Source organism: Pseudomonas sp. ML2-2023-3 (assembly GCF_037055275.1).
In the GTDB taxonomy this organism is placed as follows: domain Bacteria; phylum Pseudomonadota; class Gammaproteobacteria; order Pseudomonadales; family Pseudomonadaceae; genus Aquipseudomonas.
The window spans coordinates 1,346,599-1,373,375 of sequence record NZ_CP146343.1 but is presented as its reverse complement, the minus strand read 5'-3'; the positions used below and the strand labels follow the sequence as shown (position 1 = coordinate 1,373,375).

At 59.4% G+C, this 26,777-nt stretch carries 23 protein-coding genes; 14 read left to right on the top strand and 9 right to left on the bottom strand.

Annotated elements, in window-relative coordinates:
• Positions 1-58 precede the first annotated feature (58 nt).
• Entirely contained in the window at positions 59-2,560 is a 2,502-nt protein-coding gene (gene hrpB / locus V6P94_RS06355) for an ATP-dependent helicase HrpB (protein ID WP_326425191.1), read from the bottom strand.
• Between the two features lie 98 nt (positions 2,561-2,658).
• Here hrpB and V6P94_RS06350 point away from each other — a divergent pair, with 98 nt between their 5' ends.
• Both V6P94_RS06350 and V6P94_RS06345 read left to right on the top strand, forming a co-directional pair.
• Positions 2,659-3,078 carry a polyribonucleotide nucleotidyltransferase gene (locus V6P94_RS06350; RefSeq protein WP_133076996.1) on the top strand — a complete coding sequence of 140 codons (420 nt, stop codon included), beginning with the start codon at positions 2,659-2,661 and terminating at the stop codon, positions 3,076-3,078.
• Positions 3,079-3,107: 29 nt separating this feature from the next.
• On the top strand, positions 3,108-4,001 hold the full coding sequence (locus tag V6P94_RS06345; protein WP_133076997.1) for a cation diffusion facilitator family transporter: 894 nt from the start codon (positions 3,108-3,110) through the stop codon (positions 3,999-4,001).
• Positions 4,002-4,099: 98 nt separating this feature from the next.
• Here V6P94_RS06345 and V6P94_RS06340 read toward each other — a convergent pair whose 3' ends face one another.
• Positions 4,100-5,194, bottom strand: coding sequence for a DUF6515 family protein (locus V6P94_RS06340; protein WP_133076998.1), 1,095 nt, complete (start codon positions 5,192-5,194; stop codon positions 4,100-4,102).
• 394 nt (positions 5,195-5,588) lie between these two features.
• On the opposite strand from V6P94_RS06340, the gene V6P94_RS06335 reads away from it, so the two are divergent.
• A complete protein-coding gene (locus V6P94_RS06335; protein ID WP_173667388.1) occupies positions 5,589-6,086 on the top strand; it encodes an Lrp/AsnC family transcriptional regulator in 498 nt (165 codons plus the stop codon).
• A gap of 192 nt (positions 6,087-6,278) precedes the next feature.
• On the top strand, positions 6,279-6,488 hold the full coding sequence (locus V6P94_RS06330) for a DUF2788 domain-containing protein (RefSeq protein ID WP_016779292.1): 210 nt from the start codon (positions 6,279-6,281) through the stop codon (positions 6,486-6,488).
• On the opposite strand, the gene V6P94_RS06325 is transcribed toward V6P94_RS06330, so the two are convergent.
• The 4 genes from V6P94_RS06325 to V6P94_RS06310 form a co-directional block, all read right to left on the bottom strand.
• Positions 6,483-7,049: a pseudouridine synthase gene (locus tag V6P94_RS06325; protein WP_162207952.1), complete on the bottom strand. Its 567-nt coding sequence runs from the start codon at positions 7,047-7,049 to the stop codon at positions 6,483-6,485. The two genes, V6P94_RS06330 and V6P94_RS06325, sit on opposite strands and share 6 nt — an antisense overlap.
• 136 nt (positions 7,050-7,185) lie before the next feature.
• Entirely contained in the window at positions 7,186-8,658 is a 1,473-nt protein-coding gene (amn, locus tag V6P94_RS06320) for an AMP nucleosidase (RefSeq protein WP_219262642.1), read from the bottom strand.
• Positions 8,659-8,773: 115 nt separating this feature from the next.
• On the bottom strand, positions 8,774-10,423 hold the full coding sequence (locus V6P94_RS06315) for an acyl-CoA dehydrogenase family protein (protein ID WP_219262641.1): 1,650 nt from the start codon (positions 10,421-10,423) through the stop codon (positions 8,774-8,776).
• A 75-nt stretch (positions 10,424-10,498) separates the two neighbouring features.
• Positions 10,499-12,886 carry a hybrid sensor histidine kinase/response regulator gene (locus tag V6P94_RS06310; protein WP_133077001.1) on the bottom strand — a complete coding sequence of 796 codons (2,388 nt, stop codon included), beginning with the start codon at positions 12,884-12,886 and terminating at the stop codon, positions 10,499-10,501.
• 285 nt (positions 12,887-13,171) lie between these two features.
• On the opposite strand from V6P94_RS06310, the gene V6P94_RS06305 reads away from it, so the two are divergent.
• The 4 genes from V6P94_RS06305 to V6P94_RS06290 all read left to right on the top strand — a co-directional run bounded on the left by V6P94_RS06305 (position 13,172) and on the right by V6P94_RS06290 (position 16,698).
• A complete protein-coding gene (locus tag V6P94_RS06305) occupies positions 13,172-13,969 on the top strand; it encodes a hydroxymethylpyrimidine/phosphomethylpyrimidine kinase (protein WP_133077002.1) in 798 nt (265 codons plus the stop codon).
• A gap of 17 nt (positions 13,970-13,986) precedes the next feature.
• A complete protein-coding gene (gene thiE / locus V6P94_RS06300; protein ID WP_133077003.1) occupies positions 13,987-14,610 on the top strand; it encodes a thiamine phosphate synthase in 624 nt (207 codons plus the stop codon).
• A 31-nt stretch (positions 14,611-14,641) separates the two neighbouring features.
• Complete coding sequence (gene hemL, locus V6P94_RS06295) at positions 14,642-15,925, top strand: glutamate-1-semialdehyde 2,1-aminomutase (protein ID WP_133077004.1); 1,284 nt, start codon at positions 14,642-14,644, stop codon at positions 15,923-15,925.
• Between the two features lie 224 nt (positions 15,926-16,149).
• Positions 16,150-16,698 (top strand): tetratricopeptide repeat protein, encoded by a 549-nt coding sequence (locus tag V6P94_RS06290; protein WP_019824185.1) that lies wholly within the window; start codon positions 16,150-16,152, stop codon positions 16,696-16,698.
• A 75-nt stretch (positions 16,699-16,773) separates the two neighbouring features.
• Here V6P94_RS06290 and V6P94_RS06285 read toward each other — a convergent pair whose 3' ends face one another.
• Positions 16,774-17,100 carry a DUF1820 family protein gene (locus tag V6P94_RS06285; protein ID WP_019411970.1) on the bottom strand — a complete coding sequence of 109 codons (327 nt, stop codon included), beginning with the start codon at positions 17,098-17,100 and terminating at the stop codon, positions 16,774-16,776.
• A gap of 132 nt (positions 17,101-17,232) precedes the next feature.
• On the opposite strand from V6P94_RS06285, the gene miaB reads away from it, so the two are divergent.
• The 5 genes from miaB to lnt all read left to right on the top strand — a co-directional run bounded on the left by miaB (position 17,233) and on the right by lnt (position 22,652).
• A complete protein-coding gene (miaB, locus tag V6P94_RS06280; protein WP_133077005.1) occupies positions 17,233-18,561 on the top strand; it encodes a tRNA (N6-isopentenyl adenosine(37)-C2)-methylthiotransferase MiaB in 1,329 nt (442 codons plus the stop codon).
• A 194-nt stretch (positions 18,562-18,755) separates the two neighbouring features.
• On the top strand, positions 18,756-19,775 hold the full coding sequence (locus V6P94_RS06275; protein ID WP_133077006.1) for a PhoH family protein: 1,020 nt from the start codon (positions 18,756-18,758) through the stop codon (positions 19,773-19,775).
• A complete protein-coding gene (gene ybeY / locus V6P94_RS06270) occupies positions 19,768-20,229 on the top strand; it encodes an rRNA maturation RNase YbeY (protein WP_133077007.1) in 462 nt (153 codons plus the stop codon). The genes V6P94_RS06275 and ybeY overlap by 8 nt, the downstream gene beginning before the upstream one ends.
• A gap of 38 nt (positions 20,230-20,267) precedes the next feature.
• Positions 20,268-21,107, top strand: coding sequence for an HlyC/CorC family transporter (locus V6P94_RS06265; protein ID WP_019824191.1), 840 nt, complete (start codon positions 20,268-20,270; stop codon positions 21,105-21,107).
• Positions 21,108-21,128: 21 nt separating this feature from the next.
• Positions 21,129-22,652 carry an apolipoprotein N-acyltransferase gene (gene lnt / locus V6P94_RS06260; protein ID WP_133077008.1) on the top strand — a complete coding sequence of 508 codons (1,524 nt, stop codon included), beginning with the start codon at positions 21,129-21,131 and terminating at the stop codon, positions 22,650-22,652.
• A gap of 65 nt (positions 22,653-22,717) precedes the next feature.
• Here the strand turns inward: lnt and V6P94_RS06255 are convergent, their stop codons facing one another.
• Both V6P94_RS06255 and V6P94_RS06250 read right to left on the bottom strand, forming a co-directional pair.
• Positions 22,718-23,479 (bottom strand): YdcF family protein, encoded by a 762-nt coding sequence (locus V6P94_RS06255; RefSeq protein WP_133077009.1) that lies wholly within the window; start codon positions 23,477-23,479, stop codon positions 22,718-22,720.
• A 167-nt stretch (positions 23,480-23,646) separates the two neighbouring features.
• Positions 23,647-23,931 (bottom strand): hypothetical protein, encoded by a 285-nt coding sequence (locus V6P94_RS06250; protein ID WP_133077010.1) that lies wholly within the window; start codon positions 23,929-23,931, stop codon positions 23,647-23,649.
• A gap of 234 nt (positions 23,932-24,165) precedes the next feature.
• On the opposite strand from V6P94_RS06250, the gene leuS reads away from it, so the two are divergent.
• Positions 24,166-26,772, top strand: a complete 2,607-nt coding sequence (gene leuS, locus V6P94_RS06245) for a leucine--tRNA ligase (RefSeq protein ID WP_133077011.1) — start codon at positions 24,166-24,168, stop codon at positions 26,770-26,772.
• Positions 26,773-26,777 lie beyond the last annotated feature (5 nt).

Sequence of the window (26,777 nt, the reverse complement as noted above, 5' to 3'; positions counted from 1 at the left end):
TGAACGCGTCGTAGTCAACGCTGCTCGTTATGTGGAAGCAGAAGCCTGAATGCGTCAATCATTTCTTGTTAAGCGAATCGACCCAAGGGTCCAACTTATGGAATAGCTTGGGATAACGCCCCTTGAGGTCTTTCTTCACCTCGGCATAGGTGCTGCGCCAGAAGTTGGCCAGATCCTGGGTCACTTGTACCGGTCGCCGTGCAGGCGACAACAGGTGCAATTTGACCACCTGACGCCCGCCCGCAATGCGCGGGGTATCCGCCAGGCCGAACAGTTCTTGCAGGCGTACCGCCAAAATCGGTGGGTGCTCGCTGTAGTCCAACCGCACCGATGAACCCGACGGCACCTTGATGTGATGGGGCGCCAGTTCGTCGAGGCGCTGGGGCAGCGGCCATTTGAGCAAGTTATGCACAATGCTCGACAGGTCCAGGCCGGCAAAATGACTCAGCCGCGAAACCCTTCCCAGGTAGGGCGCCAGCCACTCCTCAAGCCCGGCCAATAGCGCAGTATCGCTGACGTCCGGCCATTCGCTGTGGCCTTGAGCCTGCATTTCAAGCTGACGCAACAGGGCCACTCGCGCCTGCCATTGACGCAGTTCGGGCGTCCACGGCAACAACTCCAGGCCTTTGCGCCGCACCAGATTGATCAGCGCTTGCGTGCGCGCCGCCTCGTCCAGACCGGTCAACGGTTCGCGACTGAGTACCAGTTCGCCCACTTTGCGTTGGCGTTCAGCACGCAACACGCCTTCTCGCTCATCCCAGTCAAGCTGATCGACAACGCTGACCTGCTCACTCAGCACGCCATCCAGCAGCGCGGGATCAAACTCGGCGGCCAGGTAGATACGCTCTTCGCGCTGGCCCTGACGGCTGCCCAGGTCTGCGATGACCAGCCAGGGCTGCTTCATCAGGCCGTCGACTTCGCTGAACAGCGCTGCCCGGCCATTGGCCAGCCGATACTCCGCACCACCGGGCTTGCGTTGCTGGGCAATGCGGTCGGGGTAGGCCAGCGCCAGCAAGGCGCCCAGCCAGCGCGGGTGATCGGGGTCGGTCACCGGCTGAGTGGCCTTGGCCCGCAAATAGCCCCGATACTGACGGGCCAGTTGTTTGGCGCGCTGCACGCCTCCTTGACCGCCCCGTGCGGCGCGGCTTTCACCCGAGAGCAAGGCCAGGCGGCTGTGCACATCCGCCCCGGCGCCGCGCAAGATATCGCGCTCACCCAATAGCGCCGCCACGTCGCAGGCCATGTCAGCCAGGCCCAAGTCTTGCCCGCGAAGTAACAGATGGGCGATACGCGGGTGCGCAGGCAGTTCGGCCATTGTTTCGCCATGCGGCGTGAGTTTTCGGTCGCGCAAGGCGCCCAGGCGTTCCAGCAATTGCTGAGCCTGTGCATAACTTGCCGCGGGAGGCACATCGAGCCAGATCAATTGCTCCGGCGTCACGCCCCAGCGCGCCAACTGCAACGCCAGCCCGGCAAGGTCTGCCTGAAGGATTTCAGCACTGCCGTAGGCGGCCAGTTGCCCGTGCTGGTCTTCTGACCACAGGCGGTAACACACACCGGGTTCCAGTCGCCCGGCACGACCAGCGCGCTGGGTGGCACTGGCACGGGAGATACGCTGGGTATCGAGACGGGTCATGCCGCTGCCCGGGTCAAAACGCGGCACCCGCGCCAGCCCGGCATCGATGACCACGCGCACGCCGTCAATGGTCAGGCTGGTCTCGGCAATGTTGGTGGCCAGCACCACTTTGCGCAGGCCCTTGGGCGCCGGTTCGATGGCCGCCCGCTGAGCCGCCAGATCCAGCTCACCGTGCAGCGGGCACAGCAAAATATCGCTGCGTGAGCCCAGCGCGTCAGCCAATTGCTGATTGACCCGGCGAATCTCTGCCTGCCCGGGCAAGAACACCAGCAGGCTACCGCTTTCATCGTTGATGGCATCGAGGACGGTCTGCACCACTCGCGGCTCGATAAACTCGCCGGGCACAAAGGGCCGCCCCCAGCGCATCGTTACGGGGTACATGCGTCCTTCACTGCGCAGGATCGGTGCATCGCCCAGGATGCTGGCCAGGCGCTCGCCCTCAAGGGTGGCGGACATCAGCAGGATTTTCAGCGGTTGCTCGTCGCGAAACAGCTCACGGCCATTGAGGCTCAAGGCCAACGCCAGGTCGGCATCCAGACTACGCTCATGGAACTCGTCGAAAATCACCAGGCCTACCCCTTCCAGCGCCGGGTCGTGCTGCAGGCGGCGGGTGAGGATGCCTTCGGTGACCACTTCAATACGGGTATCGGGACCGACTTTGCTGTCGAGACGAATCCGATAGCCCACGGTTTCGCCGACTTTTTCACCCAGTTCACTGGCCAAACGCTCGGCGGCTGCACGGGCAGCAAGACGCCGGGGTTCGAGCATCAGAATTTTCTGACCGGCGAGCCACGGTTCATCGAGCAGGGCCAGCGGAACACGGGTGGTTTTACCAGCGCCGGGGGGCGCTTCAAGCACGGCTTCATGGCGCTCGGACAAAGCCAGGCGCAGCGCAGGTAAAACTTCATCAATCGGCAAAGAAATCATGGTGGCTCCAGAACAGAGCGGCGAGTATAACGGCGAACAGTTGAGCATTAAGCGCGGTCTTAATGATTCAGTCCTTTAAGCGTCTTCGAGGTTTTTGTATGCGTATGTCTTCCCGTGTGATCGGCGGTGTCGTGGTTGCGGCCCTGCTCAGCCAATTGACTGCCTGCGGCAGTATTTTCTTTCCCGATCGTCGTGGACAGATCGACGGCAAGATCGATCCCATGATTGCTGTGCTCGATGCCGTAGGCCTGCTGTTTTATGTGATTCCGGGCCTGATCGCATTCGGTGTCGATTTCGCCACCGGCGCGATTTACTTCCCGCCAGGCAAAACCGCACAAATCGCCCCGGAAAAACTGCGCGAAGCCATTGGCGAAGACGGCAAGGTCGATAACGCCAAGCTTCAGGCCATTCTCGAAAGCGAGTTGGGCCGCAGTTTCCCGCTGAACGACCCGCGCCTGATCCAGCACAAGGGCAGCGCACAGCAGTTGGCCATGTACGGTTTGCAGCCCGCCGCCTGAAGCCCGTCGCCCATGAACAAGGAAGCGCCATGACCAGCAGCACGGAACACGCCCGCCTGTTACGCCTCGCCACCCGTGCGTCGGTGGCGGTGGCGAGTCTGTTGATCGTGACCAAGGCCATCGCCTGGTGGCTCAGTGGCTCGATCAGCATGCTCGCCGGGTTGACCGACTCGCTGCTCGATGGCGTGACCTCGTTTCTCAATTTGCTGGCCGTGCATTACGCCTTGCGCCCCGCCGATGAAGATCACCGCTACGGTCACGGCAAGGCCGAGTCGCTGGCCGGCATGGGACAAGCACTGTTTATCGGGGTGAGTGCAGTATTGATCGCCTTTCAGGCCGTCGAACGGCTGAAAAACCCCGAGCCGGTGGGCGCACCGTGGATCGGAATTGGCGTGATCGTATTTTCGCTGGTGATGACCGTGGCACTGTTGATGCTGCAACACCGGGTGATCAAGGCCACGGGCTCCAATGCCGTGCGTGCCGACTCGCTGCACTATCGATCGGACCTGATGCTCAATGGCAGTATTTTGCTGGCGCTGGTGCTGGCCAGTGTTGGCTTTCCTCAACTGGATGCCTGGTTTGGTCTGGGGATTGCGGTGTATATCCTCTGGAGTGCGATCCAGATCGGGCGTGAGAGTTTTGCCGTGTTGATGGATCAGGAGTTACCGAGTGACATCAGCGAAAACATGCTGTCATTGGCCTGTGCCGTGCCGGGCGTACTGGGCGCTCACGACCTGCGCACACGCATCTCGGGCACTGTCTGGTTTGTGCAGTTTCACCTTGAGCTGCCGGGCGAGCTGACCCTGTCCGCAGCCCATACCATCTGCGACCACGCCGCCGACGCCATCAAGCAGGTTTACCCCCAGGCCGAGGTGCTGGTGCACGCCGACCCGAAGGAAGTGGTTAGGGGCAAAACCTTGTAGTAGCTGCCGCAGGCTGCGAAGGGGATCGCGGAGTCTTTGAGACAACGGGTTGCTACGCAACCCTTCGCAGCCTGCGGCAGCTACTACAGGTGTTCAGGTCAATACGTCACCTGATACCCGCGGCTGCTCAGGCAATTGCCTTGTGCCTGACGATAGGCTTGCACCAAGGCCGGGTCAGGTGCGTAGGTGAGTCTGGCTGGGTCAAAACCGCTTTGATCCACAGCCCAGCGGTAGCAGTCATAGCGATCCTGATCGATTTGCGCCGGGCTCTGGCCATTCATCGGGTAAGCCACCACGTCATAGCCGTTGCTCACTGGTTGCTGGGCAGTCGGGGGTTGAACCACGATGTAGTCCTGGGTTGCGGGTTGATACGCGTAATACGCACCCGCCGCCAGGAACATCAACGTGCTGCCAAACCATACTTCCCGCGCAAACTCAGGCAAATACCCTACGCGAATCCCATAGGGCGGTTGAACCACGATGTACCGCGGGCCTTGTGGGCGATACCAGTAGCCGCCGGAAAAGAAGTAATCCTGACCGCGATAGGGCACTTGCCGGTACTGACCGGGAAAACGGTCAATCACGTAACCGGGCCTGTATTGAGGCCCCGGACCCCAGCCATTTCCGTTCCCGGGCGGGCGCCCGACCCAGCGCTGGTCGTTGGGGTGACGATTATTGGCGCCCGGGTAGTAACCGCCGCCGTGCCAACTCTGATTGCCACCCCGGTTCGGGGCCTGGGTCTGCTGCACTGTATCTGGACGAGACTGAATCGACAGGTTATTACCGGGCTGGACCGGGCGCGCTTGAACAGGGGCTGCGCCCTGTGGACGCCCTTGCCATTGACCGCCATGAGACTGCGCATTCTCTTGTGACGGCCTGTTTTCAGGGCGGGCCGAGGTGTCTGAATGACCCTGCGGGCGCCCTTGCCATTGACCGCCATGGGACTGCGAATTTTCTTGTTGCAGCCTGTTTTCAGGGCGTGGCTGGTTGTCTTGATGGCCTTGGGGGCGCCCTTGGTTGAACTCCTGGCGCGGCTGATTATTACCGCCCTGCCCGTGTTGCTGACCACCATTGGAATGGGCGGGGCGAGCTTCTTGAGGACCGCCTTCACCTCGTTCATCGGCCAATAACTGTCCGCTGACACTCACACAGAGCACGCCAACTGTAGCCAGATGCCAGATGCGCGGTTTCATGCTGTTCCTCACTGCGGGTTAGGTCTTACAAATAAGACTAGGATTTATAGAACCAGTTCTGTGGGAAACAGTCGGGTAAAACTTATTTTTGGCAAACGAAAAAAGGGCGACCCGTCGGTCGCCCCTTGAATTTTCAGTCCTGGCTCAACACTTGTGATGTTGGCTCACCTCGCGCCGTCTTCTGGACAGTGCGTAGCCCGGGGGCCGGAACACCCCTGTGGGGTTGGCGGCCGCGGCTGGCCTGATTCGGCGGGCCGCTGTGGACTCTATGTCCGGGCAGTGATTCTGTTGATAAGAATAGGCTTGAGGGCACAGCAGGCGATTGCGAATATTGCTCGATAAAACATTACTTGCGCAATTTTTGACTTAAGGTGGATACTTTCACGCAATAGTTATGACAAAGGGTAACTTCGTGAGCAAACTCGACCGGTATGACCTGAGCATTTTGGCGGAATTGCAGCGTGACGCACGCATCTCTAACCAGGAACTGGCCGAGCGCATCGGCCTGTCGCCATCACCTTGCTCACGCCGGGTTAAACAGCTGGAGGATGATGGCTACATCAGCCGGCAGGTGGCGCTGCTCGACCGTAAGCTGCTGGGTTTAAGCCTTACGGCCTACGTGCTGATCGGCATGGACCGACACACGCCAGAGCGTTTTGAGAATTTCGAAGCCTGTATTCGCAACCTGCCCCAGGTGTTGGAGTGCAGCCTGGTGACCGGCATGGACGCGGACTACCAGCTCAAAGTGGTGGTAGCCGACATGGATCATTACCAGAAACTGCTGCTGGGGGAGCTGACCCGTATCGAAGGCGTGACCAGCGTGCGCTCGAGCTTTGTGCTCAATCAGGTGCTTAACAGCACCGAGTTGCCGTTGACTCACTTGCGCACGTAAGCAGGCCTGTAGTCGCTGCCGAAGGCTGCGAAGAGGCTGTGGTGAATTCAAGAAAACGGGTTGCGGTGCAACCCTTCGCAGCCTTCGGCAGCGACTACGCAGCTCATCTTCACGACCCAGCTCAACAACCAGCCACTCTTCCCTGGCGTATACTCCTACGGCTTTTTCCCACGATGACGCCGGAGAACACCGATGGATCCTGCCGTACTTGAAGAATGGATGATGACGATTCTGGTCAGTGTGCTGATCATTTTCATGGCCTTTATCGTCTGGGATCTGGCGAAGAAGTCCAAAGCCGGGCGCTTCGGCTCAATGATTCTGTTTTTCGTACTGGGCCTGGGTGTTGCGGCGTTCATCATCAAAAGCGTGGTGATCGGGCTGATTGAGTCCGGCGCGCTATAGCCGCGCTGGCACTTCCTTGTATTGCCCCTGCTCCAGCCCTTCAATCGTCCAGTCGCCAATTCGCACCCGCACCAGACGCAGGGTCGGCAGGCCCACCGCGGCCGTCATCCGCCGTACCTGACGATTGCGCCCTTCGCGAATCACCAGCTCTAGCCACGACGTGGGAATGCTTTTTCGAAAGCGCACCGGCGGGTTGCGCGGCCATAGCTGCGGCTCTTCCAGTGCCCGTGCTTCGGCTGGCAGGGTCTTGCCATCGTTGAGCTCCACACCCTCACGCAACTGCTGCAATTGCTCTGGCGTGGGCTCGCCTTCCACTTGTACCCAGTAGGTCTTGGGCAATTTGTGCTTGGGGTCGGCAATCCGCGCCTGTAGCTGGCCATCATTGGTCAGCAGCAGCAAACCTTCACTGTCCCTGTCCAGCCGACCGGCCGGGTAAATGCCCGGTATGGGGATAAAATCCTTGAGCGTCGCCCGCCCGCCTTCGTCGCTGAACTGAGTCAGCACATCGAAGGGTTTATTGAACAGATAGAGCTTGGGATCAGACGGCGGCGCCTTGGCCACACGGCGATTGGCAGCTTGAGGGTTTGGACTTTTCGAGGCCGGGCGGCGCGGGGCGGGACGAGACATGACAAAAAAGGACATCTAGCGATCAGGGCTGGCAATGCTAGTCCCCCGATCGCTAAATGACCATCACCGATCAACGGAACGGCGGTTCGTCGAAGCTGCGCAGTTTGCGCGAGTGCAGGGAGTTGAGCTGGCTGCGCATCAAGTCCACGGCGGCAATACCGATTTTCAAGTGCTGGCTCACGGCCCGCTCATAGAAAGCGTTGGCCGAGCCCGGCAGTTTGATTTCGCTGTGCAAGGGTTTGTCCGACACGCACAGCAGCGTGCCGTACGGAACGCGCAAGCGATAGCCCTGGGCCGCAATGGTGCCGCTTTCCATGTCAACGGCCACGGCGCGGGACAGGTTGATCAGCGGGCGCTCCTGAGCCCAGCGCAGTTCCCAGTTACGGTCGTCATAGGTCAGTACGGTGCCGGTGCGCAGGCGTTTTTTCAGTTCTTCGCCGCGCTCGCCGGTGACCTGTGCCGCCGCTTCCTGCAACGCCAGTTGCACTTCTGCCAGAGCCGGAATCGGAATATTGGGCGGTACGACCCGATCCAGAATCCCGTCGCGACGCATGTAGGCGTGGGCCAACACGTAGTCGCCGATGGTTTGCGACTGACGCAGGCCGCCGCAGTGACCAATCATCAACCAGCAATGGGGACGCAGCACGGCAAGGTGATCGGTGATGTTTTTCGCGTTGGACGGGCCGACGCCAATGTTCACCAAGGTCACGCCGTGACCATCGCTGGCCTGCAGGTGATACGCCGGCATCTGGTAACGATGCCACACCACCCCTGCCGCAATGGCCTGGGCTTCGCCGTAGTCCATCGATTTTTCGATGATCACGTTGCCCGGCAACACCATGCGCACAAAGCGCGGGTTGTCCCGCAGTTGCTCAAGGCCGTGCAAGATGAACTGATCGACATAGCGATGGTAGTTGGTCAGCAGAATCCACGGCTGCACATGGCGCCAGTCGCTGCCGGTGTAGTGCACCAGGCGACGCAGCGAGAAGTCGACCCGGGCAGCGTCGAACAGCGCCAAGGGCAGCGGATCGGTGTTTTCCCAATCGTACAGGCCATCTGCGATGCCGTCGGTGGCGGCGGACAGGTCGGTGCTGGGGAATACGCGCGCCAACGCGGCTGCGGTCACTCCGGAACCGGCAAGCTCATCCCCTTGTTCGACCACATAGGGATACGGAATATTTTGCTGGCTGACACCGACTTCCACCTCAACGGTGAAATCGCGCATCAACGGCACCAACTGCTCCAGCAGGTAGTTACGGAAAGAGGCGGGATGGGTGACGGTGATGCTGTATGTGCCCGGCAATTGCACTTTGGCGTAAGCACGGGTCAGGGTGGGGATTTCACCGTGAATGGTATTGGTCAGTCGCAGTTCCGGGTAGCGGAACAGGGCGCGCTCTTCGGCACTGGGCTCGACTCGGTCTTTCAGGTAACGCTTGAGTGCCTGGCTCAACGCAGTGGTTGCGCGCTCGTGGAGGGCAGCGAGGCGATCAACGGCCTCTTCAGCGGTGGAAACGACAATAAAAGCTTCGGTCACGATAAGCATCCTGTCTTCTGAACGGGCAGGCCTTTATCTTGCCTGTATCGAGGGGCAAAGACAGCTACAAATGTAGGCATGCCACTGATTTTATGTGGGTGATTTCCTGTGGGAGCTCACATGTTCAGGGGATCCCAGGGGTTGAGCGAGCAACGATCGCGGCCACATTCAAACCCCTTGGCAACGTGCCGTAAACCCGGCCGCTGTTTTGCAGGCGACTGGCGATAAAGGCGTCGCTGACATCGCTGTTTCCCGCTTCCAGCAATAACTTTGCCTGCAGGCCCAGGGCGATGTCTTCTGTCAGTTGCCGCGCGCGGTATTGAATGTCATCGGTGTCTTTAAAGTCGGTTTTAAGCTGTGCAATGTGCTGCGCCAGACGCGTATCACCGTGCCCGTCACCCAGTTCGGCAAACAGCGCATCCAGGACTCCGGGCTCTTTGGACAGGGCTCGCAGCACGTCCAGGCATTGCACATTCCCCGAACCTTCCCACGTTGAATTCACCGGCGCTTCGCGATACAAGCGCGGCAGGATGCTGTCTTCTACATACCCTGCACCACCCATGCATTCGGCCGCTTCGTTGATCATGGCTGGAGCCCGCTTGCAGATCCAGTACTTGCCCACCGCCGTCACCAGCCGGGAAAACCGGGCTTCTTGCGGGTCGTCCAGGTGATCCAGCGCACGCCCCATGCGCAAGCTCAAGGCCAGCGCGGCTTCACTTTCAAGCGCCAGGTCTGCCAGTACGTTCTGCATCAACGGCTGCTCTGCCAACACCCGCCCTCCCACCAGACGGTGAGCACAATGATGGCTGGCCTGGGTCAGCGCCTGACGCATCAAGGCGCTGGAGCCGACCATGCAATCGAAGCGGGTCATGGCGACCATTTCAATAATCGTCGGCACGCCGCGCCCTTCTTCGCCGATCATCCAGGCCAGCGCACCACGAAACTCGACTTCACTGGAGGCGTTGGAGCTGTTGCCCAGTTTGTTTTTCAGGCGCTGGATATAGAACTCATTGCGGCTGCCGTCCGGGCGATGGCGCGGCAGCAAAAAGCAGCTCAGGCCCTTGTCGGTCTGCGCCAGGGTCAGGAAGCCGTCACACATCGGTGCCGAACAAAACCATTTGTGGCCCAACAGTTCGTAGGCCTGCCCCGCTCCCTTGGCTCCCACCGGATACGCCCGAGTGGTGTTGGCGCGCACATCGGTACCGCCCTGTTTTTCAGTCATGGCCATGCCCAGGGTCACGCCGGCCTTTTGGCTGATATCGACATTGCGCGGGTCATAGTCAGTGGCCAGCACTTTGGGCAGCCAGACAGCAGCCAGCTCGGGTTGCAGGCGCAAGGCCGGCACGCTGGCGAAGGTCATGGTCAAGGGGCAGCCGCTGCCTGCTTCGGCCTGGCTGTGCAGGTAGGTCATGGTGGCGCGGGCCACATGGGCACCGGGTTGCGGCTGCGTCCAGGGCAAAGACGGCAAGCCGTGCTCAATCGCCGTGCGCATCAGTTCGTGGTACGCCGGGTGAAACTCCACCAGATCGATCCGATGCCCATAACGGTCATGGCTGACAAACTGCGGTTTGTTTTCATTGGCCAAAAAGCCCGCGACCATCAACGGGCCACCCGCCAGTGCACCGTACTCATCGATCCGCGCCTGTGCCCAGCCCGCACCAAAGTGCTGACTCCACTGTTGCAGCACCCGATCGATCCGGTACAGGTTCACGCCGTCCAGAGACGGCGGCTGATTGGTCACTTGGTGGGTTTCAGCGTATTGATGCAGGTTCATTGCGCGGGCTCCTCTGGCTCTTGCCAATAGAGCCAGTGAAGCACGCATCTGCACCTAAACAAGTGGCATAAACGCCTAAAACTCTGCGTTCTTGCTGCCTTCCCGAATCAAAAGCCGCTGTGCCAAGGCGTGTTGCAGCGCCTCAAACCGTAGCGGCTTGATCAGGTAATCGGTGATTCCGTCGACCTGATCACGGGCCTGATGGGCCTCGAGCTCGGACTCGAACAACGCCAGCACGGGTAGTTGCGCGCACGCAGCCAGTGTCAGCAACTGGCTGCCTATCGATGTCCCCGACACCAGCGCCAGCGGGCACGCCAGCAACACTGCATCGACCCGCTCGCGACGCAGTGCCTCTATCGCCGCCTGCCCGGTGTCGGCACTCAGCACGCGATAACCCAGCTTGAGCAACATGCCTCGCACCATCGCAGGGTTGGAGGGTTCCTCAACCAGCAGGACAACACACTCCCCGGGGGTGCGAACCAGGGTCTGGGCGTGGACCGATACGGGGTGCGGCTGCGGGACTTGAACCGGTGACTCAAGCTCCAGCAACAGTTGGAACTGTGAGCCCTGCCCGGGCTGCGAATGGTGTGTCAGTCGCCCTCCAAGCAGCTCCACCAGACGTCGACAAATCGCCAGGCCGATGCCTAAACCACCATATTCGCGCGTCATGGAACCATCGACCTGGAAGAAGTGCTGGTACAGCTCGGCTTCCTCCTGATGTACGAAACCGATGCCGCTGTCGATGACATTGAACGCCAGCGCCCAACGCCCGGCGTCTGCGGCTTTGCCGGTAACTCGCAGGACCACGCCACCTTCACGGGTGAACTTGATGGCGTTATCCAGCAGGCACTCAAGGCACTGTCGAATTTTCTCGGCATCGCTTACCCAGTGATCGGGTAGGTTGCGTGCCACTTCGTACGAAAACTCCAGGCCTTTTCTACGCGCCGCTGGCCCGAACTGATCACTCAGCCCATGCAGCAGTTCATTCAGGCTGAACGGGCGAGGACGGGCGACCAGTCGACCCGCTTGCAGTTCTGTCAGCACCAGGATGCCATTGACCATGTGCATCATTTCGCGTGCAGAACCTTCTGCCGTCTGGGTGTACTGCGCAAGCTCAGGGCTCATGTCCAGGGTTTTGATCAGCTCCAGCGAGCCAATCACGCCGTTCATGGGGGTGCGCAACTCATGGGTAACGGTTGCCAGAAATTCATCTTTCAATTGGTTGGTACGCGCCAGCTGCTGGTTCATGGCGGCCAGCTTTTGCCCGGACTCTTGCAGCGTGCGCGCCTGCAGGTCACGCATGGCATTGATCCGGTCGGCAAGCGCCAGCGACAACAGCCCCACCTCAATCGCCGAGCCGATCTGGCTCGCGTACATGGTCAGGAATACGTTTGGCAGATAGCCCAGCACCATCAGCGTATTGACCAGCCCACCGAGCAAAAAGGCCGACCAGGCGATCACAAAGTAGCGCGCGACCCGCAGCCCTCGTATCCAGGCCACCACGCCGGCGGTAAAAATGGTGACGATAAACGCCAGCGCCAGGCCAGTGGCCAGGCGCAACGACACGGCATAGCTGGTGGTCAACGCCAGCACCATCACCAGGGCACCCACTGCCATCAGGAGCATCAGCGCCCGATCAAGCCAGCGACTGTGGGAGGCGGTGTGCAAAAAGGAGCGGGCAAACTGGCAACCGAAAAACGCCGAAGCCCCAATCAGGAACGGTGTGGACGCGTTTGCCCACCACGGGTTGTTCGGCCAGAAGTACTGCACCGCTGCGCCATTGACTGACAGCTGATACAAGCCAAAGGAGCCGATGTAGAAGATGTAGTAGAGGTAACTGGTGTCGCGCACGCTGAGGTAAATGAACAGGTTGTAAACCAGCATCCCCAGCAATACGCCATAAATCAGGCCCAGGATATAAATCCGTACAGGTTGTTCTTCGAGGTACGCCTGGGCTGACCACAGCGTTAACGGCGCCTGGACAGAGCCCTGGCTGGAGAGGCGCAAGTACAGGGTCTGGCTTTGCCCCGGGGTGAAGTTGAGTTCAAACAGGTAGTTGTTTTCTTTGATCTGACGATTGTCAAAGGGCAGCGCATCGCCCGTACGTTCGGCGAGTCGGTAGTTGCCTGCGGCATCAGCCAGGTACAGTTCGATGGAATCAAGCGGCGGATAGGCCAATTCCAGCAGCCAGGTGCGATGCACCTGCGGGTCTAGTGGCTGATAGTGCAAATCCACTTTGACCCAGAAGGCCGAGTGCGAGTAGCCCTCGTTCAGCGTGTCTTTGGTGTGTGGCTTGAACAGCTCGTCGCGGGCGGTCACATCTGCCAGAGTCGCTTCGCCGCCCACGTCTTCGAAGACTTGCATCACGCGGCCCAAGGGCAGGCTTTGTGTGGTTTCGTCAAACGTGACTGCGCCAGCCAGCATCGGTAGCCAGCCCAACAACATCATCAACAAATAGCGCATACAGCCCCAACGTAGCTCACTCGATAAACTGCGTCAGCCCATACTCCCTCTGGGATGACGTCGCCCGAATGACCGGTTATTAATTTGAAGGCACTCTAACATAGCCATTAATGGCACATACACACCATGCCAAAAATCAATGCAAAGGCTCTAGATCGGGCATTACAGCGATAGGCGAGTTTTCAAACGGGAAATTTGTCAGGGCAATCAAAAGCTTATAACCAACATTTAACTGCGCACGGACCAAGCGCCCCAAAAAACCGTTTGGTGGTAAGCTCGCGCACCATGAATATCTACAGCTCTCGCCCCGTTGTCCTCTGTCTCTCCGGCCATGACCCCAGTGGGGGTGCCGGCTTGCAGGCAGATATCGAAGCCCTGCTGGCTCAAGGCTGTCACGCCGCCCCGGTGGTGACCGCCCTGACTGTGCAGAACACCGTCAATGTCCGCGACTTCCGCGTGCTGGATCGTGAGTGGGTGCTGGCCCAGGCCGACGCCGTGCTCAGCGACTCCACCGTTGCGGCGGTCAAGCTGGGCATGCTCGGCTCACTGGAAATGGTCGACACCGTGGTCGAACTGCTTCAGGCCCACCCGCATCTGCCAATGGTCTGCGACCCGGTGTTGCGCGCAGGCGGCGGCGGGCGACTGGGCAAGGACGAAGTGGGCTACGCGATGCGCGAACGCCTGCTGCCCCTGGCCACCATTGCCACCCCCAACCTTCCCGAAGCCCGCATCCTGGCCGAACTGCCCGAGGGCAGCGCTGATGAATGCGCAGAAAAACTCCTGCCCTTTTGCAAGCACCTGCTGATCACCGGCGGTCACGGTGATGAACACGAAGTCCATAATCGCCTGTACAGCCGCGACGGTAGCCGTCATACCTTTACCTGCCATCGCTTGCCCGGCAGCTATCACGGCTCGGGTTGCACCCTGGCCAGCACACTGGCAGGACGGCTTGCCATCGGTGAAGAACTGGTCAGCGCCGTGCAGACCGCGCTCAACTACACGTGGCGCACCCTGCGCGATGCCGAGCAACTGGGGCAGGGGCAGTTTGTACCGCGCCGCTTGCCGCTGGACTTCTGCTCGTAACGAATGAGGCACGAACCATGACACTGCGCGGCCTGTATGCAATCACTGACAGCCAACTGCTGGCCGGCAAACTGCTGCCCTACGTTGAGGCGGCCCTCGATGGCGGCCTGACGCTGTTGCAATATCGCGACAAAAGCAACGATGACGCCCGTCGCCTTCGCGAAGCCGAGGCATTGCGCGGTTTGTGCGAGCGCTACAAGGCGCACTTGATCATCAACGACGATGCCGAGCTGGCCGCGCGCCTGGGCGTGGGCGTACACCTGGGGCAAACCGATGGCCCGCTGACACCGGCCCGGGCACTGCTCGGGCGCAATGCCATCATTGGTTCCACCTGCCATAGCCAGATTGAGCTTGCCGAGCAGGCCGCCAAGGAAGGGGCAAGTTATGTCGCCTTTGGACGCTTTTTCAATTCCAGCACCAAGCCCGGCGCCCCGACCGCAACCCTGGACGTACTGGACCAGGCTCGCGCCCGGCTCAACCTGCCGATTTGTGTGATTGGCGGCATTACCCTGGACAACGCGGCCCCACTGGTTGCCCACGGCGCCGACCTGCTGGCCGTGGTGCATGGCCTGTTTGGCGCCCGGGACGCCCAGGAAGTCACCCGCCGCGCCAAGGCGTTCAACACCTTGCTGTCTATTTAAATACCGAATCCTGATTCAGAGAGAGCCCACCATGTCTCGTTCCGAAACCCTGTTTGCCAATGCCCAAAAACACATCCCCGGCGGCGTGAATTCGCCTGTGCGTGCGTTCAAGAGCGTGGGCGGCACCCCGCTGTTCTTCAAGCATGCTGAAGGCGCCTACGTCACTGACGAAGACGACAAACGCTACGTGGATTACGTCGGCTCGTGGGGCCCGATGATTCTGGGTCACAGCCACCCGCAAGTACTGGATGCGGTGCGTGCGCAACTGGAACACGGCTTGTCGTACGGTGCTCCGACCGCCATGGAAACCGAAATGGCAGACCTGGTGTGCTCCATCGTGCCGTCGATGGAAATGGTGCGCATGGTCAGCTCCGGCACCGAAGCCACCATGAGCGCCATCCGCCTGGCCCGTGGTTTCACCGGCCGCGACAATATCCTCAAGTTTGAAGGCTGCTACCACGGCCACTCCGACAGCCTGCTGGTCAAGGCTGGCTCAGGCCTGCTGACTCAGGGCGTACCGAGCTCGGCCGGGGTTCCGGCTGATTTTGCCAAACACACCCTGACCACCGCGTTCAACGACATTGAAGCGGTTGAAAAACTATTGGCTGAAGTCGGCGACACCGTGGCCTGCATCATCGTCGAGCCGGTGGCCGGCAACATGAACTGCGTACCGCCTGCGCCAGGTTTCCTGCAAGGCCTGCGCAGCCTGTGCGACAAACACGGCGTGGTGCTGATTTTTGACGAAGTGATGACCGGTTTCCGTGTTGCCCTGGGTGGCGCTCAAGCCCATTACGGCGTCACCCCGGACCTGAGCACCTTCGGCAAGATCATCGGCGGCGGCATGCCGGTTGGCTGCTTCGGCGGCAAACGCGAAATCATGCAGCACATCGCACCACTGGGCCCGGTTTACCAGGCGGGCACTCTGTCCGGCAACCCGCTGGCAATGGCTGCTGGCCTGACCACCTTGCGCCTGATCAGCCGTCCGGGCTTCCACGCCGAGCTGAGCGATTACACCACCCGCTTGCTGGATGGCTTGCAGCAGCGCGCCGACGCGGCAGGCATTCCATTTGTCACCACCCAGGCCGGTGGCATGTTCGGCCTGTACTTCAGCGGCGCCGACGACATCGTCACCTTCGATGATGTGATGGCCAGCGATGCCGATCTGTTCAAGCGTTTCTTCCACCTGATGCTCGACGGTGGCGTGTATCTGGCACCCAGTGCTTTTGAAGCCGGTTTCACCTCGATCGCCCACGGCGAGACCGAGCTGCAACTGACCCTGGATGCTGCAGAGCGTGCATTTGCCGCACTGAAGTGATCCACAAAAACGGCAAGGGTTGATGCCCTTGCCGTTTTTTTATGCCCGTAATGGCCTGATCTTTTACCCCGCCCGTCCAAAATCGTCTTAAATCAATGGATATCGCGGTCACGCAGCAGAAAAACGAGTAAAGACTTTGTAAGGTTGCCTCTGCTTATTTCATAATGCGCGCCTACACATCCCACGGTCGGGTTAACCCGCCTTTCAGAGGTACGTCGATTCCCATGAACCGCACCGGCCGCGCCCTTGCACTGGGCTGCCTGTTGCTCCTACAACCGCTGCTTGTCCAGGCAGGCGGTAACTCGTTGTTGATCCCAGCGATGGGTCGCTGCACCCTCAATACTCAGCCTGAAGACCTCGCCGAGGCGCTTGCGGCATGCGTTGAAGCGGCAAAAGCCGGGGATGCAGAAGCCGAATACGAGTTAGGCGAGTTCTATTACGACGGTAAAAACACCCCTCGCGATCTTAATCAGGCATTGAGCTATTTCGAGCAAGCGTCGCTGCAAGGTCACGCCATGGCTCAATTCCAGCTCGGCACCATGTTCTTCAAGGGCGAAGGTGTACCGGCCAATAACATCCAGGCGTATATCGTGCTGAAGATGGCCGCGGTCAACGGCGCCGAAGACGCACTGGACACTGCCGACCTGGTAGCCGAGCAAATGCCTCGCGACCAGCTGGAAACCGCCACCCAGATCCTGGGGCAGATTTTCCGCAAGTACTTGCAGGAACTGCAATCGACCGATGCCCGCTCGCCGTTTTCGCCGCTACCTTAAATCAAGGCCAGCACAAAGCCTGCAGTCGCAGCCTTAGCCCATCCCGGCAGACGAATCCCGACAGAATAAACGGCCTTACTTTTCCGGCATCGGAAACGGAAACGGCATCACGTTGCTCACGCCACGGGCTTCGCTGATTTTGGGAGTGCCCAAGCGCTCAACCTCGTCGATACGCACAATCGAGTGCATCGGCACAAAACTGCGCACCACACCTTCGAACTGGGCCTTGAGTTTTTCTTCACTCGGGTCGACGACCATTTGCGTGCGCTCACCGAAGACGAATTCCTCAACTTCCAGGAAACCCCACAGATCACTTTGATAGATCTGCTTGGCGTACATTTCGAACACCTGGCCCTGGTTAAGGAAAATCACCTTGTAGATTGGAGCTTCACGTTTGGTCATGGTGGGCGGGTAAGCATCTGGAGGTATAAAAGAGGGCGCGAACTATAGCATAGCCGTCAGACGCACAACGCTAGGAAGCAACGGCCATGCCCCCTATAATGCGCGGTTCTTTGAATCACTTGATGAACACCCATGGCCAAGAAGCTTTACATCGAAACCCACGGTTGCCAGATGAATGAGTACGACAGCTCGCGCATGGTCGACCTGCTGGGTGAACATCAGGCCCTGGAAGTCACAGCGCGCGCCGAAGACGCTGATGTCATCCTGCTTAATACCTGTTCGATCCGTGAACGCGCCCAAGACCGCGTGTACTCGCAACTGGGTCGCTGGCGTGAATTGAAACTGGCCAACCCCGACATGGTGATTGCCGTGGGCGGCTGTGTTGCCAGCCAGGAAGGTGCGGCGATTCGCGATCGCGCCCCTTACGTGGATGTGGTATTTGGCCCGCAAACCCTGCATCGCCTGCCAGAAATGATCGACGCTGCGCGCATCACCAAGCTGCCGCAGGTCGACGTGTCGTTCCCCGAGATCGAGAAGTTCGACCATCTGCCAGAACCGCGCATCGACGGCCCAAGCGCCTACGTCTCGGTCATGGAAGGTTGCAGCAAATACTGCACATTCTGCGTGGTGCCTTATACCCGCGGCGAAGAAGTCAGCCGCCCGTTCGATGACGTGCTGGCCGAGGTGATTCACCTGGCCGAAAACGGCGTACGTGAAGTGACCCTGCTCGGCCAGAACGTCAACGGCTACCGCGGCCTGACCGAGGGCGGTCGCTTGGCCGATCTTGCCGAACTGATTCGCGTGGTTGCCGCGATCGACGGGATCGAGCGCATTCGCTACACCACCTCCCACCCGCTGGAGTTCTCCGACAGCCTGATCCAGGCCCACGCCGAAGTCCCGGAGCTGGTCAAACACCTGCACTTGCCGGTGCAATCGGGCTCTGACCGCATCCTGTCGGCCATGAAGCGCAACCACACGGCACTGGAATACAAGTCCAAGCTGCGCAAACTTCGGGCAGCCGTACCGGGTATCTGCATCAGTTCCGACTTTATTGTTGGCTTCCCGGGCGAAACCGAAAAAGACTTCGAACAAACCATGAAGCTGATCGAAGACGTAGGTTTCGACTTCTCCTACTCCTTTGTGTACAGCCAGCGCCCGGGCACCCCGGCAGCAGACCTGACAGACGACACGCCGGAAGAGCGCAAGAAGGAGCGTCTGAACGCGCTGCAACATCGCCTCAACCAGCAGGGTTTTGAGATCAGCCGCCAAATGGTGGGTTCCATCCAGCGGATTCTGGTGACCGACTACTCGAAAAAAGACCCTGGTGAACTGCAGGGCCGCACCGAGAACAACCGGATCGTCAACTTCCGCTGTGACAACCCGCAGTTGATCGGGCAATTCGCCGATGTGCACATCGATGCTGCCCAGCCGCACTCGTTGCGGGGCTCGCTGCTGAACTGACCACACGCAATCAACTTCTGTGGGAGCGGGCTTGCTCGCGATGCATGCAACGCGGTCCGGCTGGACGAGTGCGGTGATGCAATCGCGAGCAAGCCCGCTCCCACATCAAACATTTGGTTAAGTCCTTTCACGCTTGACCTGCTAGCGTTATCCTTAATTCCATCTCAATTGCCTAAGGGCGGCTAAATACGACCTTGAACGCACCCATCGAACCACATCGCTTTCTTCTCGAGCCATTTGAGGCTCGCCGTTTCGCCAATCTGTGCGGGCAATTCGACGAGCATTTGCGCTTGATCGAACAACGCCTGACGATCGAAATCCGCAATCGCGGTAATCAATTCGAGCTGATCGGCGACCCCAAGCTGACCTCTTCCGCTGAACATCTGCTGCGCCGCCTGTACCGTGAAACCAGAGCCTGCGAGCTTTCACCGGACATGGTGCACCTGTTCCTGCAGGAATCTGCCGTCGAAGACCTGGCCAGTAATCCGGTGGCTGAAGCCAGTGTTTCGCTGCGTACCAAAAAGGGCATGATTCGCCCCCGGGGCATCAATCAGCAGCGCTACGTCAAAGAAATCCTGGGGAACGACATCAACTTCGGGATTGGCCCAGCGGGTACGGGTAAAACCTATCTGGCCGTGGCCTGCGCCGTTGATGCCCTGGAACGCGAGCAAATCCGCCGCATCCTGCTGGTGCGCCCGGCCGTTGAAGCCGGCGAAAAACTCGGTTTCCTGCCAGGCGACCTGTCGCAAAAAATCGACCCGTACCTGCGCCCGCTCTACGACGCGCTGTACGAAATGCTGGGCTTTGAATACGTGGCCAAGCTGATCGAGCGCCAGGTGATCGAAGTTGCGCCACTGGCCTACATGCGTGGTCGCACGCTGAACAACAGCTTTATCATTCTCGACGAAAGCCAGAACACCACCGTCGAGCAAATGAAGATGTTCCTGACCCGTATCGGCTTCGGCTCGACCGCCGTGATCACCGGTGACATCACCCAGATCGACCTGCCTAAAGGCACCAAATCAGGGCTGAACCACGTCATTGAAGTGCTCAAGGATGTACCGGGTATCAGCTTTACTCACTTCCAGTCCAAAGACGTCGTGCGCCACCCGCTGGTGCAGCGCATTGTGGAAGCCTACGGGCGCTACGAACAGGAAGCCGCCGACAAGCTGGCCGCACTGCCCGCTGCAAAGGATTACCGTCACGATGCTTGAGCTTGACCTGCAACTGGCCACCGAGGCAGCCGCCCCCACCGAAGCCCAGTTCCGCCAATGGTGTGAACTGGCTCTTCGTCAGCGTACCGCCGATTCGGAAATGACCATTCGCCTGGTAGACGAAGCCGAAGGCCGCGAGCTCAATCACACCTGGCGCCAGAAAGACTACGCCACCAACGTGCTTTCCTTTCCGGCTGACGTGCCTGACGAATTCCTCGATATCCCGTTACTGGGCGATCTGGTGATTTGCGTGGCCGTGGTTGAACGCGAAGCCACCGAACAAGGCAAAAGCCTCGAGGCCCATTGGGCCCACCTGGTGATTCACGGCTGCTTGCATCTTCTGGGTTACGACCATATAGAAGACGAAGAAGCCGAAGAAATGGAAGCACTGGAACGAACGTTGCTTGCTGAACTGGGTCATCCAGACCCGTATGCAGACGACGAAACCGAATAACACCCACTGAAACGACCAAGGGATACGAGTAAATCGCTATGAGCGAAGACCGATCGAGCAACGGGCAAAAGTCATGGTTAGGTAAGCTGACCCAGGCCTTTGCCCATGAGCCGAAAAACCGCCAGGAGCTGCTTGAGCTGCTGCGCGAAGCACACCAGAACAAACTATTGGACAGTGAAGCGCTGGCCATCGTCGAAGGCGCCATTCAGGTGGCTGACCTGCAGGTACGGGACATCATGGTTCCGCGCTCGCAGATGATCAGCATCAAGGCGACCCAGACCCCCCGTGAATTTCTCCCGGCGATCATTGAGGCTGCGCACTCGCGCTACCCGGTGATCGGCGAAAGCCATGACGACGTCCTGGGCGTCCTCCTGGCCAAAGACTTGCTGCCGCTGATCCTTCAGGAGAACGGCGACAAGTTCAACATCAAGGATTTGCTGCGTCCGGCGACGTTTGTCCCTGAGTCCAAGCGTCTGAACGTGTTGTTGCGTGAGTTCCGTGCCAACCACAACCACATGGCCATCGTGATTGACGAATACGGCGGCGTGGCGGGCCTGGTAACGATTGAAGACGTTCTGGAGCAGATCGTCGGCGACATCGAAGACGAGCACGATGTCGAGGAAGACAGCTACATCAAGCCGCTGCCCAGCGGTGACTTCCTGATCAAGGCCCTCACCCCCATCGAGAACTTCAACGAGTTCTTTGACACCGAATTCTCCGACGATGAATTCGACACTGTCGGCGGCCTGGTCATGAGTGCATTCGGGCACTTGCCAAAACGCAACGAAACCACTGAAATCGGTCCTTACCGCTTCCGCATCCTCAATGCGGACAGTCGCCGGATTCATTTGATTCGCCTTACGCCTATCGCCCGCTAAACCTCAATACCAAGGATTGAAATGCGCTGGATAACCTCCCCCGGCTGGCCCGGTAACTTGCTGGCCGTGGTGGCCGGCGCACTGACAACCCTGGCGTTGGCACCTTTCGATATCTGGCCACTGGCACTGGTTGCCCTGGCCATTTTCTATCTTGGCTTGCGTGACCTGTCCCCAAGACAGGCGCTGGGCCGTGGCTGGTGCTACGGTTTTGGTCTGTTTGGCGCCGGCACCAGCTGGATCTACTACAGCATTCACCACTTCGGCGGCGCGTCTGTGCTGCTGGCCGGACTGCTGATGCTGGCGTTCACGGCAGCTATTGCATGGTTCTTCGCCCTCCCCGCCTGGCTCTGGGCACGCTGGATTCGCCGCAACGAAGCGCCACTGGCCGACACATTGGCGTTTGCGGCCCTGTGGGTCGCACAGGAAGCTTTTCGTGGCTGGTTCCTCACCGGTTTCCCCTGGCTGTACTCCGGTTACAGCCAATTGGACGGCCCACTGGCCGGCCTTGCCCCTCTGGGCGGCATGTGGCTGATCTCCTTTACCCTGGCCCTGACCGCAGCACTGCTGTGCAATCTGCCGCGCCTGATCAAGGCCAAACGCAAAGCCTTTGTAGCGGCTGGTTTAGTGTTACTGATCGGTCCGTGGTGCCTCGGCCAGGCACTCAAGCATCACGCCTGGACCAGCCCTTCGGGTGATCCACTGAGCGTCGCGGCCATCCAGGGCAATATCGAACAAAGCATGAAATGGGATCCGGCGCAGCTCAACGCGCAACTGGCCCTGTACCGCGACATGACATTGAGCTCCAAACGCGTTGATCTCATCGTTTGGCCAGAAACCGCCATTCCCGTACTCAAAGAAAACGCTGAAGGCTTCTTGAGCATGATGGGGCGGTTTGCCGCTGATCGAAACTCGGCACTGATTACAGGCGTGCCTATCCGCCAGGAAGTACGTCACGAGCCGCGCTACTTCAACGGTATTACCGCCGTTGGTGAGGGTGACGGTGTTTATCTGAAACAGAAGCTGGTGCCGTTTGGCGAATACGTGCCGTTGCAGGATGTCCTGCGCGGCCTGATCGCATTCTTCGACCTGCCGATGTCGGACTTCGCCCGAGGCCCGTCTGATCAGGCCATGCTGCAAGCGAAGGGTTATCAGATCGCGCCGCTTATTTGCTATGAAGTCGTCTACCCGGACTTCGTGGCCAACCTCGCCGCCCAAAGCGATATTTTGCTCACCATCAGTAACGACACCTGGTTCGGCACGTCGATTGGCCCGCTGCAACATTTGCAGATGGCACAAATGCGCGCCCTGGAAGCAGGCCGCTGGATGATCCGGGCAACCAACAATGGCGTAACGGCTCTGATCAATCCGTTCGGCCAGATCACCACCCAGATCCCGCAGTTTGAGCAGGGCATCATGTATGGCGAAGTAGTCCCCATGCACAACTTCACGCCTTACCTGCAATGGCGCTCGTGGCCGCTGATCATCCTGTGCAGCCTGCTGATTGGCTGGGCACTGATCACCAGCCGGATTGCCAAGACGGTGTAGTGGCAGCCGGGCTTGCATCGCGAGCAAGCCCGCTCCCACAAACAGCCAGACGCCCCGCCTCTCAGTTACCGGTAAAAAAGCGGATAGGACATCTGCCCGACCGCTTCATTGATCAACAGCCCGGACTGCCAGAACGATTTGTATTCGGGCATCCAGCCACCCAGCGGCCGAGCGTTGTCAGCACTCAAGAATCCAACGGGAGCGGGTACAACCTCAAAGCCGGCCTTTTCAAAGCTCCACACCGAACGCGGCATGTGCCAGCCGTGGGTGACTACTACCACGCGTTTGATACCCAGCGGCAGCAGAATGTCTGCAGTCATTTTGGCGTTTTCCCACGTGGTACGGCTTTGTTCTTCTTTCCAGCGCACGCTCACACCAAAGTCATCACGCAACGAGTCCGCCATCAACTGCGCCTCGCTGGGGGGCGTGCCGTAGTGCAAACCTCCCGTGGTCAGTACCGGCAAACCTGAAGCCTTGGCCAGCCGGGCCGCATATCGCTGGCGTTCCAGGCCTATTCCCGTCGGTTGATCGCTGCCCCATGCCGGGTCTCCCCGCTCACGGCCCGAGCCCAGCACCACGATTGCATCCGCCCGCTGCGCAAGCCTGGACCACTCGCTTTGGGCCAACGGCGGCTCGCTCTCGAGCACCCGCGCGCCCCATTCCACCATCACGGGCAAACTCATCAGCCAAAAACCGCCCACCCCCAAGGCGAACAGGACACCCGCCAAACGCGGGCGCGAACGACGCAACCACCAGGCAAGCACCAAGAGGAGTAAAAGAATTCCAGGAGGTAATAGAAGTTGTTTTAAAAAATATCGAATAGGCATCGAGCATCTCCAAAGATGCCCGAAGCCTAAGGGGGTTGAGTGAACGCATCAACAGCGCAGGTGAGAAACCCAAACACAAACACCTGATACATCAACCCGGGGTACAACCTTTCTTGATGCGACTTTTTCTGAAGGCCCGGCCTGAATCGTTGAATCGCCGTAAGGCCCTAAGCTCCCTGCACCCTGTCTTTAAGCCAGATGACCTTGGCCTTGGGGGCATCCTGCATGTTCCTGCTGCCTTGCGAGCGTTCAATCGCCTCACGCCCCATCCGATTCAAATAGAGGTTGATCAACTCTAGCTCGGCACGACTCAAGCCTCGCAACTCCAACTCGACTGGACGTTCATCACGTAATTGGACAGCCGTCTTTGCTGAATCAAGAGCCACACTTAAACGATCAATCAGCCGCTCATACACTTGCGATGTTGTTGCGCTGCGTTGCAACTCTGCCATCCGTCCACCTCATTAAAGGAAATGTATCTCCCCCAAAGAGAGCTTAGCTGTGCCTGTAAAACCGGCGTGCTGCCGCGACCAACGGAGTGATGAGGCAATCAGGGTTTCCCTCGATAGAGCGGGGTCATGTATGCTACGGGACTTCCTGTAACCCCTGCTCCAACCTGACCGGGCAACACCAAAGCCGATCTATGTTGAAGAGGATTAGGCCACCCTTTATCAGTACAAGTAGCCATGCACGAACAATATCAGCCCCGTGAAATAGAAGCCGCCGCCCAATCATTCTGGGACAACCAAAAGTCCTTCGAAGTCAGCGAAGATCCAGGCAAAGAGACTTACTACTGCCTGTCGATGTTCCCGTACCCAAGCGGCAAGCTACACATGGGGCATGTGCGTAACTACACCATCGGTGACGTGATCTCCCGTTACCAGCGCATGCTCGGTAAAAACGTCCTGCAACCGATGGGTTGGGACGCCTTCGGCATGCCGGCCGAAAACGCCGCGATGAAAAACAATGTCGCCCCGGCCAAGTGGACCTACGAAAACATTGCCTACATGAAAACCCAGCTGCGCAGCCTGGGTCTGGCGGTGGACTGGTCCCGCGAAATCACGACCTGCCAGCCGGATTACTACCGCTGGGAACAATGGCTGTTCACTCGCCTGTTCGAAAAAGGTGTGATCTACCGTAAAAACGGCACCGTGAACTGGGACCCGCTGGACCAGACCGTTCTGGCCAACGAACAGGTCATCGACGGCCGCGGCTGGCGTTCGGGCGCGCTGATCGAAAAGCGCGAAATCCCGATGTACTACTTCAAGATCACCGCTTATGCGGATGAACTGCTTGAAAGCCTCGACGACATGCCGGGTTGGCCCGAGCAGGTCAAAACCATGCAGCGTAACTGGATTGGCAAATCCCGCGGCATGGAAGTGCAGTTCCCTTACAACGTCGACTCCATCGGCGAAGCGGGCGCACTCAAGGTCTTCACCACCCGTCCCGACACCCTCATGGGCGCTACCTATGTAGCCGTGGCTGCCGAGCACCCGCTCGCCACTCTGGCTGCACAAGGCAATCCTGAGCTGCAAGCGTTTATCGCTGAATGCAAAGGCGGCAGCGTGGCCGAAGCCGATATGGCGACCCAGGAGAAAAAGGGACTGCCAACCTCGCTGTTCGTTGAGCACCCACTGACCGGTGAAAAGCTCCCGGTATGGGTCGCCAACTATGTATTGATGCATTACGGCGACGGCGCGGTGATGGCCGTTCCAGCACACGACGAGCGTGATTTCGAGTTCGCTACCAAGTACAACCTGCCGATCAAAGCAGTCGTTCGTACCAGCGCAGGCGACGAATCACCTGCTCCGTGGCAAGACGCCTACAACGAGCACGGCACGCTGATCAACTCCGGCGAATTCGACGGCCTGGATTTCGACGCGGCATTCGCTGCCATCGAAGCCGCCCTGACCGCCAAAGGCCTTGGCCAGTCGCGTACCCAGTTCCGCCTGCGTGACTGGGGCATCAGCCGCCAGCGCTACTGGGGCTGCCCGATCCCGATCGTGCACTGCGACACCTGCGGTGACGTTCCGGTCCCTGAAGACCAGTTGCCCGTCATCCTGCCAGAAGACGTCGTGCCCGATGGCGCCGGCTCGCCATTGGCGCGCATGCCTGAATTCTATGAGTGCAGCTGCCCTAAATGTGGCGCACCGGCCAAACGCGAAACCGACACGATGGACACCTTCGTCGAGTCCTCGTGGTACTACGCCCGTTACGCGTCCCCGCACTATGAAGGCGGCCTGGTCGAGAAATCGGCGGCTGACCACTGGCTGCCGGTTGACCAGTACATCGGCGGTATCGAACACGCCATCTTGCACCTGCTGTACGCGCGCTTCTTCCACAAGCTGATGCGTGACGAAGGTCTTGTCAGCTCCAACGAGCCGTTCAAGAACCTGCTGACCCAAGGCATGGTGATTGCCGAAACTTACTACCGTCGCGAAGCCAACGGCGCCCTGACCTGGTTCAACCCGGCAGACGTCGAGCTGGAGCGTGACAGCAAAGCCAAGATCATCGGCGCCAAACTGATCAGCGACGGCCTGCCCGTTGAAATCGGTGGCACTGAAAAAATGGCCAAGTCCAAGAACAACGGCGTCGACCCGCAATACATGATCGAGCAATACGGCGCAGACACCTGCCGCTTGTTCATGATGTTTGCCTCGCCACCTGACGCGAGCCTGGAATGGTCCGACTCGGGTGTTGAAGGTTCGCACCGCTTCCTCAAGCGCGTATGGCGTCTGGCCTATGCCCACGTTGGCCAAGGTCTGCCGGGCACGCTGGACATCGCCAGCCTGAACGACGAACAAAAAGTCATTCGCCGTGCTATCCACCAGGCGATCAAGCAAGCGAGCCAGGACGTCGGCCTGCATCACAAATTCAACACCGCCGTCGCCCAGGTGATGACCGTGATGAACGTGCTTGAAAAAGCACCGCAAGTGACTGAACAAGACCGCGCACTGCTGCAGGAAGGCCTTGAAACGGTTGCACTGGTATTGGCCCCTATCACTCCGCATATCAGCCATGAGTTGTGGAACAAATTGGGCCATGCAGGCGCCATCATCGACGCGCCTTGGCCAACCCTGGATGAAAGCGCACTGATTCAAGACACCCTGCAACTGGTTATCCAGGTCAACGGCAAACTGCGTGGGCATATTGAAATGCCAGCCAGTGCCAGCCGTGAAGACGTTGAAGCCGCAGCCCGCACCAACGAAAACGTACTGCGGTTTACCGAAGGCCTGACGATTCGCAAAGTCATCGTGGTCCCCGGCAAACTGGTCAATATCGTCGCGAGCTAACTGGA